Origin of the sequence: Zobellella aerophila (assembly GCF_039539325.1) — a bacterium.
Taxonomy (GTDB): domain Bacteria; phylum Pseudomonadota; class Gammaproteobacteria; order Enterobacterales; family Aeromonadaceae; genus Oceanimonas; species Oceanimonas aerophila.
Map to the genome: position 1 here is coordinate 1055964 of NZ_BAABCX010000001.1, position 19018 is coordinate 1074981.

General features: G+C 62.6%; 11 protein-coding genes. 6 read left to right on the top strand and 5 right to left on the bottom strand.

The features are described 5' to 3' along the window. Positions 1–95: 95 nt before the first annotated feature. Positions 96–518: a hypothetical protein gene (locus tag ABD806_RS04950; protein ID WP_344955306.1), complete on the top strand. Its 423-nt coding sequence runs from the start codon at positions 96–98 to the stop codon at positions 516–518. Positions 519–1059: 541 nt separating this feature from the next. Here ABD806_RS04950 and putA read toward each other — a convergent pair. Further along, entirely contained in the window at positions 1060–4674 is a 3615-nt protein-coding gene (gene putA, locus ABD806_RS04955) for a bifunctional proline dehydrogenase/L-glutamate gamma-semialdehyde dehydrogenase PutA (RefSeq protein WP_344955308.1), read from the bottom strand. A 394-nt stretch (positions 4675–5068) separates the two neighbouring features. Here putA and ABD806_RS04960 point away from each other — a divergent pair, with 394 nt between their 5' ends. Beyond that, positions 5069–5512 (top strand): Lrp/AsnC family transcriptional regulator, encoded by a 444-nt coding sequence (locus ABD806_RS04960; RefSeq protein ID WP_344955310.1) that lies wholly within the window; start codon positions 5069–5071, stop codon positions 5510–5512. An 84-nt stretch (positions 5513–5596) separates the two neighbouring features. Here ABD806_RS04960 and ABD806_RS04965 read toward each other — a convergent pair whose 3' ends face one another. The 3 genes from ABD806_RS04965 to tamA form a co-directional block, all read right to left on the bottom strand. Next, positions 5597–7411 carry a PglL family O-oligosaccharyltransferase gene (locus ABD806_RS04965; protein WP_344955312.1) on the bottom strand — a complete coding sequence of 605 codons (1815 nt, stop codon included), beginning with the start codon at positions 7409–7411 and terminating at the stop codon, positions 5597–5599. A gap of 478 nt (positions 7412–7889) precedes the next feature. Beyond that, on the bottom strand, positions 7890–11582 hold the full coding sequence (tamB, locus tag ABD806_RS04970) for an autotransporter assembly complex protein TamB (protein ID WP_344955314.1): 3693 nt from the start codon (positions 11580–11582) through the stop codon (positions 7890–7892). After that, on the bottom strand, positions 11579–13294 hold the full coding sequence (gene tamA, locus ABD806_RS04975; protein ID WP_344955316.1) for an autotransporter assembly complex protein TamA: 1716 nt from the start codon (positions 13292–13294) through the stop codon (positions 11579–11581). The genes tamB and tamA overlap by 4 nt, the downstream gene beginning before the upstream one ends. Before the next feature lie 165 nt (positions 13295–13459). Here tamA and mobB point away from each other — a divergent pair, with 165 nt between their 5' ends. Further along, complete coding sequence (gene mobB / locus ABD806_RS04980) at positions 13460–14005, top strand: molybdopterin-guanine dinucleotide biosynthesis protein B (RefSeq protein ID WP_344955318.1); 546 nt, start codon at positions 13460–13462, stop codon at positions 14003–14005. Here mobB and ABD806_RS04985 read toward each other — a convergent pair. Next, positions 13959–14516, bottom strand: coding sequence for a peptide-methionine (S)-S-oxide reductase (locus tag ABD806_RS04985; protein WP_344955320.1), 558 nt, complete (start codon positions 14514–14516; stop codon positions 13959–13961). The genes mobB and ABD806_RS04985 overlap by 47 nt on opposite strands. A 74-nt stretch (positions 14517–14590) precedes the next feature. Between ABD806_RS04985 and ABD806_RS04990 the strand changes: the two genes are divergently transcribed. From ABD806_RS04990 to ABD806_RS05000, 3 genes are read left to right on the top strand one after another with little or no spacing between them, the layout of a single operon-like run. Further along, a complete protein-coding gene (locus ABD806_RS04990) occupies positions 14591–15283 on the top strand; it encodes a DUF1499 domain-containing protein (protein WP_344955322.1) in 693 nt (230 codons plus the stop codon). A 45-nt stretch (positions 15284–15328) separates the two neighbouring features. After that, on the top strand, positions 15329–17062 hold the full coding sequence (locus ABD806_RS04995) for an ABC transporter transmembrane domain-containing protein (RefSeq protein ID WP_344955324.1): 1734 nt from the start codon (positions 15329–15331) through the stop codon (positions 17060–17062). Continuing rightward, complete coding sequence (locus ABD806_RS05000) at positions 17052–18824, top strand: ABC transporter ATP-binding protein (RefSeq protein ID WP_344955326.1); 1773 nt, start codon at positions 17052–17054, stop codon at positions 18822–18824. Before ABD806_RS04995 ends, ABD806_RS05000 begins: the two co-directional genes overlap by 11 nt. Positions 18825–19018 lie beyond the last annotated feature (194 nt).

Consider the following 19018-nt stretch of genomic DNA (forward strand, 5'->3'; position numbering starts at 1 on the left):
TTCCCGCGCCTCGGCCTGATGGCCTTGATCAGCGTCAAACAACGCCATAATCGGATACACTGATCGCCCCGCTTATAAAAGGAACGAATGGAACCATGGCTAACTTCAGACAAAAAACCCTGGCCCTCGCCCTGGCCGGCATTATCGGCAGCCAGCTGGCCGCCTGCGGTACCGTCTTCTATCCCGAGCGCAAGGGCCAGATCAGTGGCCGCATCGACCCCGTGGTGGCCATCGCCAACGGGGTTGGCCTGCTGTTTTTTATTGTGCCGGGTGTTATCGCCTTCGCCGTGGACTTTTCCACCGGCGCCATCTACCTGCCCGGCGGCCGCCGCGCGGAAAATATCCAACCCGCCGGCCGCCCGCTGACCGAGGCGCAGATCAACGACACCCTGTACAGCGCCACCGGCACCCGGGTCGACTGGCAACGGGATATGGTGCTGGTCGAACGGCTGGACAACGAACAGCAGCTACATCGCCTGCTGGCGGCCAACTCGGCGGCCACGCATCGGGTGCAATAAGCGCCATCGGGTTCACCAGGTGATCGATTAAGGACTCCCCCAGCCAAGCCGGGGGAGTCCTTTGTTTATTCGGCGCCAATCGGCAGGCGAACAATACCAAACAGATTAATAACTGCTCTATGTTGTTACTCTGTAAAGGTCGGGCAAAGGGTGCTCCTCCTCCGACACGCTTCAAGCACACTCCCTGTGACGCTCAGCACCTGACATCCCTGTCATGTGATGGTCGGTGGAGTAGCCCCCTTCGTCCTCCTTATGCCATCGAGTTGCCTGGTGGCGCTGTTTACAGGCAACTCGATGTATGAGAAGAGGCAGCAGAGATCGCCTCCCACGACCGTGAAATGCCATGGACGGCATTTCCCGAGCCCTCAGGGATGAGTTTATGGCGTGTCGTGGGAGGTGACTGTGTTGCCTCTGAAACTCAGGCTTAAATATAATCAGATCTTTATTCAAATTGGTATAAATATGAGCCGGACCCGGACGCGATAAAAAATAACGGCCGGGTCCCGTTGCCAGGACCCGGCCGTTGTCGTTTTTACTGCGCTTACTCCGAGGCGGCGATCAGGCTCGCATTGCCACCGGCGGCCGTGGTATCGATACAGAGATGACGCTCGATCACGAAGCGCTCCGCATCCTGCTCGGTGAGCAGCGGCAGCAGGGCGCCGTCGCGGCGCGACAGGGCAACGCGATATTTACGTAGCGTCGACTCGCCCGCCACGCAGGCCACCGCCTCAAATCCGCCCACGCTTTCCAGGGCGACGGGCTGCAACAGGCCATCCAGCCCCTGCACGGGAATGCCTGCGGCTTGTGCCGCGGCCAGAGCCGCCTTGGCGCCCGGCGCTACCACGACCACCCCGTTACCCTGGGACAGCGCGATGCCCGCCTGTTTCATGGCCGATGCCAGATCCGGCCCCAGACAGAGCACGACGCCACGGGGACGGCATAACAACCGGTTGAGCTCCCCGGTCGGTCCCGGCATTTCTTCCGGCGTGGCATCAAGGGCGGCAGGTACAGCGCCAAACGTCGGCTGCAGGCGCTGCGCACGATCCCGGGCCACCGACCATTTCTGGCCGTTCAGACCCTTGATCGCGGCCTGCAGCTGCTCCGCCGTCACCGTTTCGGCTACGGAGCTGTCTCCCCCTTGCACCGTTGCGGACTTCATAAAACGACGCACATACTGGGGGCCACCGGCTTTGGGGCCAGTGCCGGAGAGGCCTTCGCCACCAAAAGGCTGAGAGCCGACGATGGCGCCAATCTGGTTGCGGTTGACATAGATATTGCCGACCTTGACCCGGTTGACGATACGCTCCACCCGCTTGTCGACCCGGGTATGCAGGCCGAAGGTCAGACCGAAGCCCTGCGCATTGATCTGGTCCACTACCTGATCGATGTCTTTTGCCTCGAAGGTGGCAACGTGCAGAACCGGTCCGAAGATCTCCTCTTCCAGTTCATGGATGCCCTCGAGCTTGATCACCGTCGGTGCCACGAAGAGCCCTTCTGCGGGAACCGGCAACTGCTTGAGTACGCGACCCCTGGCAGCAAACTTCTCGCAATGAGCCTCGATGCCCCGCTTGGCATTCTGGTCGATCACCGGGCCCACATCGGTGGACAGCAACCAAGGATCACCCACGCGCAGCTCATCCATGGCACCGAACAGCATCTCCAGCAGGTGATCGGCGATGTCCTTCTGCACATAAAGCATGCGCAGGGCGGAGCAGCGCTGTCCGGCACTCTGGAAAGAGGAAGCCAGCACATCGCGCACCACCTGTTCCGGCAGGGCGGTTGAATCCACGATCATGGCGTTCAGACCGCCGGTCTCGGCGACCAGCGGCGCATCCGGGGCCATGGACTCAGCCATCACCTTGTTGATGTGCTGGGCGGTGGCGGTGGATCCGGTAAAGCAGACACCATTGATGCGCGGGTCGGAGGTCAGCGCCGCGCCGACGGTGCTGCCGCTGCCGGGCAGCAGCTGAATGGCCTCCCGGGGGATACCGGCCTGGTGCATCAGCTCGACGGCGCGGGTGGCGATCAGCGCGGTCTGGCCGGCGGGCTTGGCGATCACGGCATTACCGGCCGCCAGCCCGGCCAGCACCTGACCGGCAAAGATGGCCAGCGGGAAGTTCCAGGGCGAGATACAGGCGATCACACCACGACCGGCACCAAACTCCCGGTTACGAAGGGCTTCGTTCGGATAATAACGGGCAAAGTCGACGGCTTCGCGGATCTCGGCGACGCCATCCAGCAGGCTCTTGCCCGCCTCCCGGGTGGCCAGTGCAAACAACTCACCGGCATGCTCTTCGAACAGGTCGGCCACGCGACGGATACGCTCGCACCGCTCCTCGACCGACAGCGCAGACCAGATCTTGAAGCCCGACTGGGCGGCGTCGATGGCGGCTTCGATATCCTCGCTGGAAGCCTGGGTAACATAACCGACCAGATCCGAGGGTTTCGCCGGGTTGCGCACTTCTTCCACCTTGCCGCCGCTGCTCTCGCGGGCCAGCACGGGTCCGCCGGTCCACTGGCAGGTTTTGAAGCGGTCGCGTTCCGCTTCAATGGCCGCCACCTCCACCGGGTTGGTGATATCCCAGCCCTTGGCGTTCCGGCGCTTGGCGCCATAGAGGTCGGCAGGACGCGAGATCGCCATGCTGGACAAGGCATCCCCCATCGCCTCGACCGTATTGAAGGGGTCGCGGGCAATGTCTTCCGGCTTGATGCGGGTATCGACGATCTGGTTGACGAAGGAGCTGTTGGCGCCGTTTTCGAGCAGGCGCCGTACCAGGTAGGCCAGCAGATCCTGGTGGGCCCCTACCGGTGCGTAAATACGGCAGCGGGTCCCCTGTTTGGTGAGCACCGCATCGTGCAGTGACTCGCCCATGCCGTGGAGGCGCTGAAATTCGAAGCAGTCCTTCCCCTGGGCCAGTTCCAGGATGGCCGACACCGAATGGGCGTTGTGGGTGGCGAACTGGGGATAGATACGATCGGTCATACCCAGCAGTTTCTTGGCACAGGCCATGTAGGACACATCGCTGTTGACCTTGCGGGTGAAGACCGGAAAGCCTTCCAGGCCCATCACCTGGGCGCGCTTGATTTCCGCGTCCCAGTAAGCGCCTTTCACCAGGCGTACCATGATGCGGCGATCCAGCTTGCTGGACAGCGCATACAACCACTCGAGCACATGCGCGGCACGCTTGCCGAATGCCTGCACCACGACGCCGAAGCCGTCCCAGCCCGCCAGGGCCGGATCGGACAGCACGGCTTCGATCACGTCCAGGGACAGATCCAGGCGATCGGCTTCTTCCGCATCGATATTGAAACCCATGTTGGCGGCTTTGGCCTGCTTGGCCAACTCCAGGGCGCGGGGCACCAGCTCGCTCATCACCCGATCTTGCTGGCCGAATTCGTAACGGGCATGCAGCGCCGACAACTTGACCGAAATGCCGGGGTTGTTACGGATCTCGGCGTGCACACAGCTCGGTGCCAGGGCCGCGATCGCCTTTGAATAGGCGCGATGATAGCGTTGCGCATCCGCATCGGTGCGGGCAGCCTCGCCCAGCATGTCGTAAGAGTAGGTGTAGCCGCGAGACTCGTAGCTCTTCGCGCGCTTGACCGCCTCCTTAATATCGCGTCCCAGCACGAACTGGCGGCCCATTTCCTTCATAGCCTGGGCGACGGCGGCCCGCACCACCGGCTCTCCCAGTCGCTTGACCATGGCGCGCAGGGTGCTCGCCAGCCCCTGGGAGTCGACCGGCGAGAGCAGCTTGCCGGTGATCAGCAGTGCCCAGGTGGAACTGTTGATCAGCGAGGAGCTGGACTGTCCCCGGTGCTCGCCCCATTTCCCGGAAGAGACCTTGTCTTCGATCAGCGCATCTATGGTGGTCTTGTCCGGCACCCGCAGCAGGGCTTCGGCCAGGCACATCAGGGCCACGCCCTCCTTGGTGGTCAAGCCGTACTGGGCCAGGAATTTTTCCATCATGGTCGGGGTGGAATTGGCGCGCACATCGCGTACCAGTTCGGCGGCACGCGCCGAGATGCGCGTGCGGTCGTCGGAGGAGATCCGGGCATCGGCGACCAGTGTTTTGACAACCCTTGCCTCATCTGCCAGATAGTGACTACGAATATTATCCCGGCAAGCGGCCATCGACAGTACTGTATTGTTCATCCGCCCTTCTTCCTCTGTGGTTATGGGTACAATCTTATGGTCGCCATTCTATCCACAAACCATGAGTCAGATTGCCCATATATAAGCAACATGAATCATATTTTGACTTTTTATTGATTGATATTTTTACTTTTTCACCATAAAAAACCTAAAAACATCCCAAATGGACTATTCACCCATCCGGATGGGCCCCCGCCGCCGTCCCGGCCTGAACAACAGTACCCGGGAACAAGCACCCGACACGGCAAAGGCCGGTCTCGGCCGCCCTGGCCAGCAGGCACACCGAAGATCGAAGGGTCGATTTCACCATTAAAGAAACCTATGTAGACTATTGGAATACATTTAACCGGCAGAATGGGAATAAACACTACAAATGGCGGAAACAACGGGAAATTTGGACAGGGCAGACCTGCAGATCATCAAGGAGCTCCAGGAGAATGCCCGGATGACGGTGACCGAGCTGGCCTCCCGGGTCGGCTTGTCGAAGACGCCATGCCAGCTGAGGATGCGCCGGCTCGAGGAACAGGGCTATATCACCGGCTATACGGTGCTGGTCGATCAGAACAAGCTCGGCCTCAGCCACATCGCCTTTGTCCAGGTCACCCTCAACGACACCAGCAGCAAGGCCCTCACCGCCTTTAACACCGCCGCCCTCAAGATCGGGGAAATCGAACAGTGTCACATGATCGCCGGCGGTTTCGATTACCTGCTGAAGGTACGCACCAAGGACATCGTCTCCTACCGTCTGGTGCTGGGAGAAAAAATATCCACGCTGCCGCACGTGCTGCAGACCAGCACCTTCGTGGTCATGGAAAGCGTGAAGGATATCGGGCTGTAATGCCGCCCGGATTAGACAAGTGGTCTATTTCAGTTCCACTTGACGGCCCTTTGCCCGGCTTGTGCATCGCAAGGCACGGGAGCATCAATAGGCGCCGCCGATGGCGGGCCTGAGGTTGTCATAGAGCGGGATCAGGCTGTTCAGCTCCGCCGGGGCCAGCCCGGGTTCGAGCCGGGCCAGCCGCGACCGGCTGCGCGCTATGCTGGCCGGTCGCAACAGCATCACATTGGGGTACAGGCGCCGGCCCTCGGCCAGCAAACGCTCGGCCTCTGCCTGTTCACCGGCCGCCCACAGGGCCAGGGCGGCATTGTAGTAGATACCTGCCCTCGGGGTATGCAGGATAAAATGCCGGGCCCAGCGGGCATAGTCCCGCAACAGGGGGCCATCCGCCGTCAGCAAGGCCTGTTTCAACTGCAGATGTCGGCGATAAAAGGCGCTCCTGTCATACCATATCCAGGGGTTGAGCACCGCCTTCAGCTCGGCCGGAGTACGGTTTTCATCCTGGGCGTAGCGGGTCAGCTGCTGGCTGGAATACAGGCCCGTGGCCATAAACAGCATCACCCCCAGCGACCAGGCCCGCACCGGCCAGCGACTCCAGCGCGGCGGCATAGGCAACAGGCAGCGCTGGCCATATTCCGCATCGATCACATAGACCAGCAGCAGGGTCATAAACCAGTGCGGCAGGGAGTGATAGAAGGGAAACTCGGTCTGACTGTGGATAAACACCGGGCTCAGTACCCCGACCCAGGCCAGGGCCTGGGCGAAGGGCACCCGGTATAGCAACCGCAATACCAGCAGGCTCAGCAATACCAGGCCGGCCAGGGGCACCACGCCGCCCTCTATGGTCCACAGCAAGAACTCGTTATGGGGATGGCCCATCTCGGTAAACAACGCCGGCGCTCCCGGGGTCAGCTCGCGCCAGTCGGCATAGGTCTGATAGAAGGCATACTCGAAGCTGCCATAGCCGTAGCCCAGCCAGGGCTTGTCCAGCCACATGCGCAAGCCGTGCCGATAGATATCCAGGCGACCATCGGCTTCGGTATAGATGGCCAGGCTGCGTTTGCTCATGTCGAACGCATCCAGGCCACCGACCCCCACCAGTACCCCGAGCGGGATCAGCGCCAGACAGGCCAGCAAACGCTTGGAGCGGGTCTTGATCAGGGTTTGCCATATCAGGGGTTGCAACAGCAACAACCCCACCAGCAAGCCGAGCTGGCCGGCCCGCGATTGCAGCAACACCACCAGCATGGCGCCCGAGCCCAGCACGGCGGCAAACCAGCAGGATTTAACGATAAAAAGACGCCAGGGGGACTTGATCTCGTTCAGCCAGAGATACACCGCCAGCACCATGCCGGTGGCAATAAAGCTGGACATCACATTGCGGTGTTGAAAGATACCATAGGGGGAGCGCACCTCGGTGTTGTAACCAAAGCGGTTGCCCGGCTCGAGCAGGAAGAATTGGGCCAGGCCCAGCATGATTTCGATGCTCACCGCCGCCAGCAGGCAATACAGCAGATATCGCCGACCCTTGCCGTTGAAGCGGCATTGCTGCAGGGCCAGGTAGAACAGCAGCCCCCCCAGCAGGCCCAGCATGCGTGGCAGGGCATGGCCGGCCACCGTATTGTGCTCGGGATAAAAAAACGGCAGGCACAGCAGGCCGCTCGCCAGCAGGGTACCCAACCAGAAGCGGCTGGTTAACAGACGGCGCTGCCAGTGCCATAGCCCGACCGCCGTCATCAGGCCGATAAAAAACCAGCCGATGATATTGAAGGGCAGCTGCAGGCCGATACCGAACAGGTGAGGCAGATAGAGATGCATACCCAACAGGCAATAAAGCGCGGCACAGCTCAGCATTACCTTCGCTTGCTTTTCTTGCCGTACCACCTGCTCGATTTTCATTCTTTAAAGGGAACTCTCGGATCGGGCCGTTATCGATGGCCCACACTTTACCCAAGCCGGCCGCAAAATGCATGGGTTCAAGGGCCTCTACCCGGCAGAATTTGCCCGATGGCAATGGGTCATCAAGCATTTTTCATTGCTCAACACGAGTCAGGCCCGAACACAGATACGCCGTAAACCATCCATGGCGCAGAGGGTCTGCTTACGGCTCCTGACTTCTGTATAAAATGATGTGGCATCAAACCTAATGCTGTTCAGTTAAGGGGAGCCCTCATCAACCAAGCCGACCGTTGGTGTCATGGCCGGAAAATGCTCCTGCCGTTCCGGCATTCCCGCCATCCCTGGCGGTCAGTGATGCCGCCGAGCCCCCAGGGAAGGGATTTCGGCGAGTCGGCGTGTGGAGGAGGACTCCCCTCTTCATCTTAAGTGAACGGCATTGGGCATCAAACCAGTTATTTATTATCTCCCTATTCCCCGCCTAAAACTCAAATTTATAGAACAAGTCTATCGCCTGATTCAGACCGCTGGCCGCCTGCAGGTACAACCTGGGCAGGAGTTCGTAACGCAGGCGGACCTCGCCGATGGCGGAAAAGACCCCGACCCCGTAACCGATCTGCAGGCCGGGCAGCACATAGGCGCTGAGGCTCACTCCAGTGCTGTCCCCCGAGCCCTCGGTATCGAGCACCACATCCTGCAGGCCCAGGCTTTCCGCCACCCCGGTGACCACGCCCCCCACCTGGCTCACCCCGGCGCCGATCAGCATGGATTGCACTATGGAGTTGCTGTCCGTTTCGCCGCTGCCCAGGCCACGTCCCCGTAACAGGTAGGACAGCTGCTCCACCTGGGGCATGGCCGGCTCGGTGAACACCTGAAGCTCGGGTTGCGCCGCATTGCCCGAGACCCGGACCCCGGCGACGACGCTGCTGTCGGACATAGCCGATGGATTGCGGATCGCCTCAACCGACAGATCAGGCTGACCGATGGGACCGCTGAACAGTATGCTGCCTTCCCGGATCAGCAGGTTCTGGCCATAGGCCCGGAAGTTACCGTTGATCAGGCGGATTTCGCCATTGGCGCGCATCGACTGACCCGGGCGCTGAACCAGCCGCAACCGGCCTTCCAGCCGGGTTTTCAGGCCATAGGCCTCAAGCCGGACATCCTCTACCAGGCGCACCTGCAGCCGGATATCCACCGGCAAACGGGGGCCCGTTTCCAGGACCACACCGTCCCGTTGCACCACCACCACATCCTTGGACAGGCCGACGGCGCCCTGAGGCAGGCTCTTCACCTCGATACGGGCCCAGGGGATCAGAATTTCCCCACGGATCTTGGCCTGTTCCCCCAGGGTAATCTGCATATCCGGGCTGACCTTGACCCGCCCCATCCCCGGATACCCCACAGCCAGCTCATTGCCCTGCAGACGGATCTCGCCGGTTACCGGCAGGCTGGCCCAGTCCAGCTCGCCATTGATGCGCAAGGGACCGTTGCCCACCCGCATGGCGCCTTCAACCAGGGCGTTATTGCCGCGGATATCCATCCGGGTGCTGAAGTCGCGCACCGTGACCATATCGGAACGGGTATCCACCTCACCGCCGGTCAGGCTGATAGTGCCGAATAGCAGTGGCTTATTCAGGGTGCCGTCCAGCCGGCCCTGGCCGGCCAGGGTACCCTGCAGCCGCAGTACTTCCGGCAACAGGGGCGCCAGCCAGCCCAGGCTGAGGGAATCGATGGCCAGGTTGCCGCTCAGGCCCCGCCGGCCATTGAGTTCGCTGACATTGGCGTTGACCCTCAGGTTGCCCAGGGTGCCCGAGCGGAAGTCAAGCTCCGACGCCAGCCGGTTGTCTTCGGTGTTGGCCTTAAAGGTCAGGCTCTGATAGGCCACCCTGGTTCCCCCGCTGATGAAGGTGCCGGGGGTGGCGCGGATATCCGCGTTCAGCCGCGGACGCTTGCCTTGCCAGGCAAACTCGGCCCGGCCTTCGAGTACCGCCTGCCAGGAGAAATCCTCGGGAAAGAACGCCTGGAGCCGGGCAATATCAAACCGATTGAAGCTGAACCCGCCCCGCCCCTGGTCGGCACTGGCCTGCAGCGCATCCACACAGAGGGACGCCTCTCCCGAGCGCCAGCAATGAGCACTCGCCCGCAGTTGGGCCTTGGCCTGTATCCAGCTGAGCTCCACCGACGGTTCCAGCTGCCAGCGATCCAGTGGCGTATCCAGGCTGGCCTGGATGAGTTTCCCCCGCCAGCCCGCCTCGTCAAGGCTGCCGGTCAGCGCCAGCTCACCCGCCAACGGCTTGCCCTGGATCTCCAGGCTGAGCCTGTGCGCCCGCTGATCGCCATCGGCCTGCAGCCGCAGATCCTGCCAGCGGAGCTCCCCCGAGCGCAGCTGGTCTACCCTCAGGCTAAGGCTACCGCCGACAAGCTTGCCCAGGGAAAGCTCCGAACTCAGGGCCAGGTCCGTGGCGCTGCTGCCGTTGAAACCGGCCTGGGGACTCTTGATATCGAGCGACACCCTGGGCGCATCCCGCTCCCCGCGCACCGCAATCTTGCCCGCCAGGGAACCGTACAAACCCGGCGCATACACCGCCAGCTCGGGGGCGTTCAGCTCACCATCCAGCCGCCACTGGCTGTCGATGCGACCATTCACCCTCAGCACATTGTCGCCATTGTTAAGCTGCAGCCGCTCGACTTCGCCCTGCAGGCTGTCGTCCAGCGCTATCCGGCCCTGCAACCGCAGGGGGTAGTCCCTTAGCCGGCCGCTGACATCGGGCTCGACCCGCAATTGCCAATGCCCCTCCGCCAGGCTGAACCGGCTGCTGATGGCGCCATTCAAACGACCGGGTAGTTCGGCCACGAAGACACTGGGATCCACCTCGTTCAAGTTGACCACCCCGTCCCAGCCGATGCCCCGGGCCCAGCCCAGTCGCCCTTCCAGGGCCAGCTCGCCCTCAGGCAGGGTGAGCTTGAGGGGGGCCAGGCTCAGTTGGGAGAAATCCCCCTGGCCGGTGAGCGCAACGGCAAATTCGGGCAGATCCGGCCCCTGGGCCCGGCTGTGCAGGCCGAGCCGATAACCGTCCAGATCTCCCTTCAGGGTCAGCTTGCCCTGCTCCAACCGCCACTCCGGCTGGTTAAGGGGCCAGCCCAACCGTTCGAAGTCCAGGGTTAAATCAAAGGGCAGTTCGGGTTGTAACGGCGAAGCCGACAGCTCGGCATCGGCTTCGATGCCTTCCCGCAGGGTCAGCCTGGCCTTGAGCCTTGCCAGGCTCTGGCTGAGGGTCAGGGCCAGCCGCTGACCGGCCAGCTGGCCGTCGAGCAGGGGCTCGTGCAACTCGGCATCCAGCTGCAGCGCCAGGGGATAATCACCGCTCAGGGTGGCCTCACCGGTCAGCGAGAACCTGGCCAGTTCGTGCTCCACCTCAAACTGGCCTATGCTCAGCTCGCTTTGCTGCCCCTGCACATTCACTTCCAGCCGTGACAGGGCCTGAACCTGGCCGTCTTGCACCAGCTGGCTGTCCAGCAGCCGCAGCTGCTCCACCTTCAGGGGGAACGGCAGCCGTATCTCCGGCAATACCAGCGGTTGCCCGGGTGCGGTCGTAGTCGCCGCCGGCCCGGCCCCGCCGACATCGGTGGCGATCAGGGTGATCATCAGGCCGCTCATCTGCGGGCCTGTGACCCTCATGCCGGTGTCATCCCAGCGGGCCGACACCAGCAGGCTTTGCCAGGCGATGGTCTGCCCCGGCAGGCTGATCTTGACCCGGTCGGCGCGAATTTCATCGAGTTCGACAAGCAGCGGCGGCGCTATCTCGCCGAGGGGCTCCCCGGGCTCATCCGCATCTTTACCGGCGGGTAGCGCCTTGATGCTCACCTCTATGTCGGCGGCATCCAGTCGCTTCAGCCAGAAACGACCGTCCAGCACCTGTTTCAATTCCCAGTCGACGGTGACCGCCTCTGCCTTCATCGCCAGGGAGTCATTTTCATAGGCCAGCCGACTGAATTGCCAGCCGTAACCCAGCTGCCCGGACACCAGCTCACCGCTCAAGCCGGGCAACTGGCGTTGGGTCAACTGCCACAACCACTGGTTGCCGGTATGGGTAAACAGCAGCCCGGCCACCAGCAGCAACAGCAGCACGACCAGCGCCAACAGGCTCAGGGAAACGCGTTTAAACCAGATCATAATTCGGGGCCCAGGGTAAAGTGTATGCGCCAGGGGGTATCCGGCTCGGATACCCCGAAGGCCAGATCGAGGCGCACCGAGCCGATCGGTGTCAGCCAGCGCACCCCGACCCCGGTGCCCACCTTCCAGGCTTCGCTGTAGTCATTGGTGGCGGTACCGGTATCGACAAAGGTGGCCAGGCGCCATTTCTGCGCCACCCGGTAGTCATACTCCAGGCTCAGGGCGCTGGCATATTTGGCGCCCAGGCGATCGCCGTTCTCGTCGAGGGGGGTGATGGATTCATAACTGAAGCCGCGCACCGTCAGATCGCCACCGGTGAAGAACCGCAGGGAGGGCGGCAGATCGGTCACCGCATCCACCCACACGGCCCCCTGCTCGGCCCGGGCGATGACCCTTTGTTTTTCATCGATGGAGCGTAACCACTTGGTGCGTCCCCAGAGACGCACGAAGCGGGTGTCCGAGCCCCACCAGGGTTCGGACAGCTCCAGAGTTGCCAACTGGGTATCGCCCCAGACGGGATCAAGCCCGCCTCTGACCCGGGTACGGTTGAAGGACACCCCAGGGATCAACAGGAAGCTGCTGTCCCTCTGCTCGCCCTGGGTATAGGATTCAAACTCGCTGCGGATAAAGGTATCCCGAGTCCAGTCGGTGACACTCTTGTCCCACCTGTGGATCGAGGCCACCAGCCGATCACTCTCGGTATCGTCCTCGTCCAGGCGCTGATAGCCCCCCTGCAGGGTGTAGTAGTTATTCAGCGGATGGCCGCGCGGTATCTTGTAGACCAGGGTAATATCCTGTTTCGGTGCCGACAACTTGAGGGTAGTGTTGACGCTGTGGCCCAGGCTGTTGATCCAGGGTTTCTCCCAGCTGGCCGAGGTGCGCGGGCCTTCATCGGTCGAGAACCCCACCCCCAGCTCGACTTCATTGTCGGCCTTGGCGCGCAGTACCACCGACAACGGCACTCGCTGGTTTTCGTCGGCCTCGCTCACCATCGGCAGCACTTCTACCTGGCGGAAATAGCGGGTAGCCGACAGGGAGCGGCTCAACTCGGCCAGCCGCGATGCCTGATAGGGATCGCCCGGCTTGATATCCACCAGCGGCTTGAGCAGTCGCTCCACCGGGCGATCCGTGTCTATCCTGAGCTCGCCAAACTTGTATCTGAGACCCGAGTCGAAGGCCAGTTCCACATCGGCGGCATGCTCCCAGGGATACACCCGGACCTGGCTTTTTTGATAGCCGGCATCGAAATAGCCCCGGGTCAGGGCCAGGCTCAACAGGCCGGCCTTGGCCTTCTCATAGACTTCGTGGTGCAGCACATCGCCCTGTTTGAGGGCCAGCTTGCCGAGCCGCTCGGCGAATGCCGGATCCGCCGCCGCATCACCGTCCAGCCGTATATCCAGGTCGCGGATGCGCACCGGTTCGCCGGGGGCTACCCGGATCACCAGCAGCTCGGGCCTGTCTTCGGCAGGGCTGATGTCGATCTCGGGGTTGTAGTAACCCAGTGCCTGCAGGCTGTTGCGAACCGCCATGTCAATGTCGTCACCAAAGCGCTCTATCTGCTCGGGCTTGAGCGGGGGCAGCTGCTTGAGGTAGGCCTCGGCATTGTCTTCGAGCTCGCCCTCCAACCCCTGCAATTGATACTCGACCTCCTGGGCATGGCTCCCCAGGCTCAGCAGCATCAACGCCATCGCTCCCCATAAACGTATGCTCATACCGCCATCGTCCCCTGGATATTGTTTCGCACCGCTATGAGTACTCTTATTATATGCCTGACGAGAAGCAGGCCATGGATGCACTACTTTAACAGGCGCACCCTTGTCGAAAAGCCCTCATTATGGGAATCTTCAATCCGCCTTGTTCCCTACTCGAGTCGCCTTATGTCGCCATCCCCTACTCGCTGTTCCCTGCTGGGCTTTGCCGGCTTCAGCGGCAGTGGCAAAACCAGCCTGCTGCGCCGGCTGTTGCCCCTGTTGCGCCGCCACGGACTGGCCGTCGGCGTGATCAAGCATACCCATCACGATGTCGAACAAGACAGTCCCGGAAAGGACAGTTACGAGCTGCGCCATGCCGGCGCAACACAATGTCTGCTGGCAGGACCCAATCGTAGCATTCTCACCTTTGAAAATCTTCACCCCCAGGAACCAGAGTTAAGTGAATCCCTTTCTCGATTGGATCTGGACGCGCTGGATCTGGTGCTGGTCGAAGGCTTCCGTGAGGCCGCCATCCCCAAAATTGAAATTCACAGGCCCGCCCACGGTAAGCCCCTGCTCTGCCTGCAGGACGCCTGGATAGTGGCGGTGGCCAGCGATGAGCCCGGGCTACCGATATCCTGCCCGCTACTGGATTTAAACCAGCCCCAGCAGGTGGCCGACTTCGTTATCCAGCAACTCGCCCAGGGCCGGCTGCAGCGGGTGAGAGGCTAAGGCCGGCGCCATCCGGATAGCCACAGCCGTCCCGGTACAGGCCATACAAGAGCCCATGATGCCGGGCAAACGCCTGCTGTCGCGGCAGGGCCAGGGTAAAGTTGCCCCTGGGCAGGATGCGGGTCGCGACCGGCCGCCCCGAAATTAGCGCCAGATGGGACCTGCTTTGCTGAGCCCACTTCTGTTGCAACTTGGTTTGCACATAGATGGCCGGGCTGTAGACGTCGCCCCGATCGCAATACTGTCCCTGGGCGTCGAAAGGATCTATCGCCGACCAGTACAGGGTCAGCAGCTCGCCATAGCTTATTTGCTCATCGTCGTAGTTCACCCGCACCACCTGCCGCCGCTGGTATTTGTCGCCGCTCATCCAGCCCGCTTCCGTTGACGATACCCCGGGACGCCCGGCAAACAGCGCTTCCATCACCCAGAAGCTGCCACCGGCAAACACCGCCTGGGCGGCCTGAGCCTGGGGTATCAACAAGCACAACAGCAGCCACATTTTCAGATACATACCCCATTGCTCCTTTACTTCCTTAGCCCGCCTGATCATAGTTGAGTTATCGCCTGCTAACTTATTGATAAATTATGGAAACAGTTATCGGCTCCCGCCTGCTCTGGCTGGCCTTGCTGGCCTGTCTGCTGCCCCTGCTCGGGGCCCTGGGCAGCCGCTGGCAGCTCTGGCCCTACAGCCTGGGCCTGCTGCTGTTGCTCGCCGGCCTGCTGCTGGCGTTGCCGGTACTGGCCCTGGCCCTGTGGCAACGCCAGTGGGTTAGCCTGTTGCTCGCCTGCCTGCCGTTGCTGGTGCTGGTGCCCCCCCTGATCCAGGGATTCAGGCTGCCGGTGATCAACGACATCAGCACGGATCTGGTGTCGCCCCCGGTCCTGAACGCGGCGGCGCGTTTGCGCGGCCCCCGGCACCATGACCCGGCCTACCCCGGGCCGGCAACGGCGGAAAAACAACGGGCCCGCTGGCCGGCACTGGAGGCCCTGACTCTGCCCTCGCCACCCCGGGAGGTCAAGCGGCAGGTGCTCGCCCTGGTGCAGGAACGGGGCTGGCGGCGGGTCGAGGGCGAAGGAGAAAACGACATGCAGATCGAAGCCGTGGCACGCAGCCGCTGGTTCGGTTTCGAGGACGATGTGGCCATCCGGCTGACGGCGCAGGGCGGCCACACCCGGGTGGATATGCGCTCCGCCTCGCGGGTGGGCAAGAGTGATTTCGGCGCCAATGCCAAGCGGGTGCAGACCTTCCTGGCCGACCTGGAGCACAAATTTAAGTAAATGACGCGCCTTGGTTAACCCGCTATTTTCTGGTTCGGAGCAGGTATGCAACTTTTCTGGCAACTGGGTTGGTTCTTCAAGGCCCACTGGCGCACCTACAGCCTGTCGCTGGCGATGCTGGCGGCGGTGGCGGTGATGAACATGGCCATCCCCTACCTGATCGGCAAGGCGGTGGACCGGCTGGTCACCCCCGCCGCCGGCCAAGCCGAAGGCCGCTACCTGCTGTGGATCATGCTGCTCGGGCTGGCAATCTACCTGTTGCGGCTGGGCTGGCGCTGGATCCTGTTCGGTACCTCCTACCGGCTCGGCAATCAGCTGCGTCGCCGCTTTTACCAACGGCTCACCCGCCAGGGCCAGGCCTTTTACAGCCGGCACAATACCGGGGATCTGATGGCCAGGGCCACCAACGACATCGACGCCATCGAGATGGCTGCCGGCGAGGGGGTGCTCACCGGCTTCGACGGCCTGCTCACCCTGGTGCTGGTATTGATCATGATGTTCGGTTTTATCGACTGGCGCCTGGCGCTGGTGGCGCTGCTGCCCTTCCCACTGATGGGCTGGTGTTTCTACCGTATTTCCAACGCCATTCATCACCACTTCAAGGCGGCTCTGGAGCAGTTTTCGGTGCTGAACGACAAGACCCAGGAGGCGATCGCCGGGGTACGCATGGTCAAGGCCATGGGCCGCGAGCAGATAGAAAGCAAGGCCTTCGACCGGATTGCCGAACAGGCCGCCGAGCGCAACTTCCTGGTGGCCAGAACCGAGGCCCTGTATGAGCCCGTGGTGTTTCTGTCCATGTCCGCCGCCCTGCTGCTCACCGTGAGCTTTGGCGCCTGGCTTATCTGGTATCAGCAGCTGACCGTCGGTCAGCTGACCAGCTTCACCCTGTATCTGGTGCAGCTGATCTGGCCGATGTTCGCCTTCGGCTGGCTGCTCAACATCGTCGAGCGGGGTAGCGCCGCCCTGACCCGGGTCGACAGCCTGCTGGCCATCCCCGACAGCGTGCCCGATCTGGGGCTGCGAGAACCCGTCTCCTGCGCGCTGGCGGTTGCCGAGCTGGATTTCAGCTATCCGGGCAGCCGGCAGGCCGCCCTCCGCCAGCTCCATTTCACCCTGGGCCAGGGGCAGGTCCTGGGCCTTGCCGGCCCCACCGGTGCCGGTAAAAGCACCCTGCTGCAACTACTGATGCGCTACTGGGACACGGCGCCGGGCCAGATCCGCCTGGGCGGCCATGGGCTGGCCGAATACCGCCTGGACAGCCTGCGCCGGCAATTTGCCTATGTACCGCAAGACGCCTTCCTGTTCAGCGCCAGCATCGCCGACAACATCGCCCTCGGCCGCCCGGATGCCGACCGGGAGCAGATCATCGAGGCCGCCCGGCTGGCCTGTGTGCATCAGGACATAGCCCAGCTGCCCGACGGCTATGACACCCAGGTGGGCGAACGGGGCCTGACCCTGTCCGGGGGCCAGCGCCAGCGGCTGGCCATCGCCCGGGCACTGCTCAGCCAGGCGCCGATCCTGGTGCTGGACGATGCGTTATCGGCGGTGGACGTGCATACCGAGCAGGCCATCCTCGGTCATTTGCGCAGTCGGCGTCACCAATCCTGCATCATTGTCAGTCACCGGCTGTCGGCACTGGAGCACGCGGATCAGATCCTGGTGCTCAACCACGGCCGGGTACTGCAGAGGGGCTCCCATGCCGAGCTCAGCCGACAGGACGGCTGGTACCGGCGTATGTGGACCTATCAACAACTGGAGGCGGTGCTTGATGAAGCCTGAACAACCCCAGGGCAAGGCCACCTTCGGCCTGCTGCTCGACTATGTGTTCCGGGACAAGAGGCTGTTGCTCAAGGCGGTGATCCTGCTGCTGCTGGCCACCGCCGCCGATGTCGCCGGCCCGGTGCTGGCCAAGGTGTTTATCGATGATTACCTGCTGGCCCGGGCGCTATCCCCCGGCCCGGTCACCGCCCTGCTGCTGGCCTATATCCTCAGCCAGGTGGCCGCCGCCTGGCTCAGGTATCAGCAGACCCTGCGCTTTACCGAAATGGCCCTGGCCGCCGTGCTGGATATACGGCAGCGGGTGTTCGCCCATGTGCTGCGCCTGCCGATGGCCTTCTTTGACCGGGCCAGGACCGGCCGCCTGGTGAGCCGGGTCACCAACGACACCGAAGCCATCAAGGATCTGTATGTGCAGTTCCTGTCCGTGGTGCTGACCAACCTGGTATTGCTGGTGGGCATCATCATCGCCATGGCGCTGCTCGACGTGCGGCTGATGCTGGTCTCCCTGCTGCTGATCCCCGCCGTGGTCGGGGTCATCTACCTGTATCAACGACTGAGCGGGAAAACCGTGGCCGAAAGCCGCCAGCTGCGTTCCGAGATCAACAGTGAGCTGAGCGAGTCGATTGCCGGCATGGCGGTGCTGCAGGCCTGTGGCCAGCAAGACGACGCCGCCCGCCGCTTCGATAGCCTCAACCAGCGCTACTACCGAGCCCGTATGAGAACCATCAAGGTGGGCGCCGTGCTGCTCAGGCCCGCCATCGACCTGCTCAGTGTGCTGGCGCTGATCGGCATCATCCAAGTGTTCGGCTGGCAGCAGACCGCCGGCGTGGCCGAAATCGGCGTGCTCTACGCCTTCCTCAATTTCCTCGGCCGCTTCACCGAACCCCTCGCGGAAATCACCCAGCGCTTCAACCTGTATCAACAGGCCATGGTGGCCGGTGATCGCGTCTACCAGCTGATGCACCAAGCGCCCCAGCAGCATGGCCGGCAACGCCGGCGCATCAATGCCGGCAAGGTGGCCTTCCGCCAGCTGCATTTTCAGTACCGGGCCGACAAGCCGGTCTTCAAGGGCCTGGACATAGAGATACCCGCCGGCCAGTTCTACGGCGTGGTGGGACACACCGGCAGCGGCAAAAGCACCCTGCTCAACCTGCTGCTGGACTTCTATCGGCCCGCCGCCGGCCAGGTGTGCATCGATGACACGCCCCTGCACCTGTACAGCCGACACGCCCTGCGCCAAGGGATCGGCCTGATCCCTCAGGATCCCTTCATCCTCGCCGGCAGCCTGTATGACAACATCGATATGGGCCGCGGCCTGCCCAGGACACAGGTAGAGCGGGCGGCACGGCAGGCCCACCTGCTGCCGCTGATCGACGAGCTGGAATCCGGTTTCGACACCCGGCTGGGCGAACGGGGCACCCGGTTGTCGACCGGGCAGCGGCAGCAACTGGTGATCGCCCGGGCGCTGGCGGCCTCGCCCAGGATACTGCTGCTGGACGAGGCCACCGCCAATGTCGACAGCGAAACCGAGCAGGTGGTGCAGAGGGCGCTCAAGGAGCTGCACGGCAAAGTGACCATGATAGTGGTGGCACACCGGCTGTCGACCATCAGCGGCGCCGACCGGATCCTGGTGCTGTCACACGGCGAGCTGGTCGAGCAGGGCAGTCACCGCCAGCTGATGGCCCGCCCCCAGGGGCTGTATAGCGCCATGTACCGGCTGCAGCAGCAGGCCCGGCAGCTGGCATGGGCCGAGCAGGCCTGAACAGCTAAATAACTGTACCTAATACGGCTACATCGACCGGGTAGCGCACGCAGACACGCCATGCAGACATGACACTCGATGTTTCAACCCACTGCGAACATTCACTGGATATTCGATTGGGTTAAAACACCTCGTCACGGCGAGCAAGCTCGCCCCATGTGGGCTCCGCTGCACCATCTGACCGCCATGGACGG

Coding starts and splice junctions, on each gene's coding strand:
- ABD806_RS04950 (WP_344955306.1), top strand. CDS start 96: ATGGCTAACTTCAGACAAAAAACCCTGGCCCTCGCCCTGGCCGGCATT.
- ABD806_RS04995 (WP_344955324.1), top strand. CDS start 15,329: ATGCAACTTTTCTGGCAACTGGGTTGGTTCTTCAAGGCCCACTGGCGC.
- ABD806_RS05000 (WP_344955326.1), top strand. CDS start 17,052: ATGAAGCCTGAACAACCCCAGGGCAAGGCCACCTTCGGCCTGCTGCTC.
- ABD806_RS04985 (WP_344955320.1), bottom strand. CDS start 14,516: ATGTATCTGAAAATGTGGCTGCTGTTGTGCTTGTTGATACCCCAGGCT.
- mobB (WP_344955318.1), top strand. CDS start 13,460: ATGTCGCCATCCCCTACTCGCTGTTCCCTGCTGGGCTTTGCCGGCTTC.
- ABD806_RS04965 (WP_344955312.1), bottom strand. CDS start 7,411: ATGAAAATCGAGCAGGTGGTACGGCAAGAAAAGCAAGCGAAGGTAATG.
- ABD806_RS04990 (WP_344955322.1), top strand. CDS start 14,591: ATGGAAACAGTTATCGGCTCCCGCCTGCTCTGGCTGGCCTTGCTGGCC.
- putA (WP_344955308.1), bottom strand. CDS start 4,674: ATGAACAATACAGTACTGTCGATGGCCGCTTGCCGGGATAATATTCGT.
- tamA (WP_344955316.1), bottom strand. CDS start 13,294: ATGAGCATACGTTTATGGGGAGCGATGGCGTTGATGCTGCTGAGCCTG.
- tamB (WP_344955314.1), bottom strand. CDS start 11,582: ATGATCTGGTTTAAACGCGTTTCCCTGAGCCTGTTGGCGCTGGTCGTG.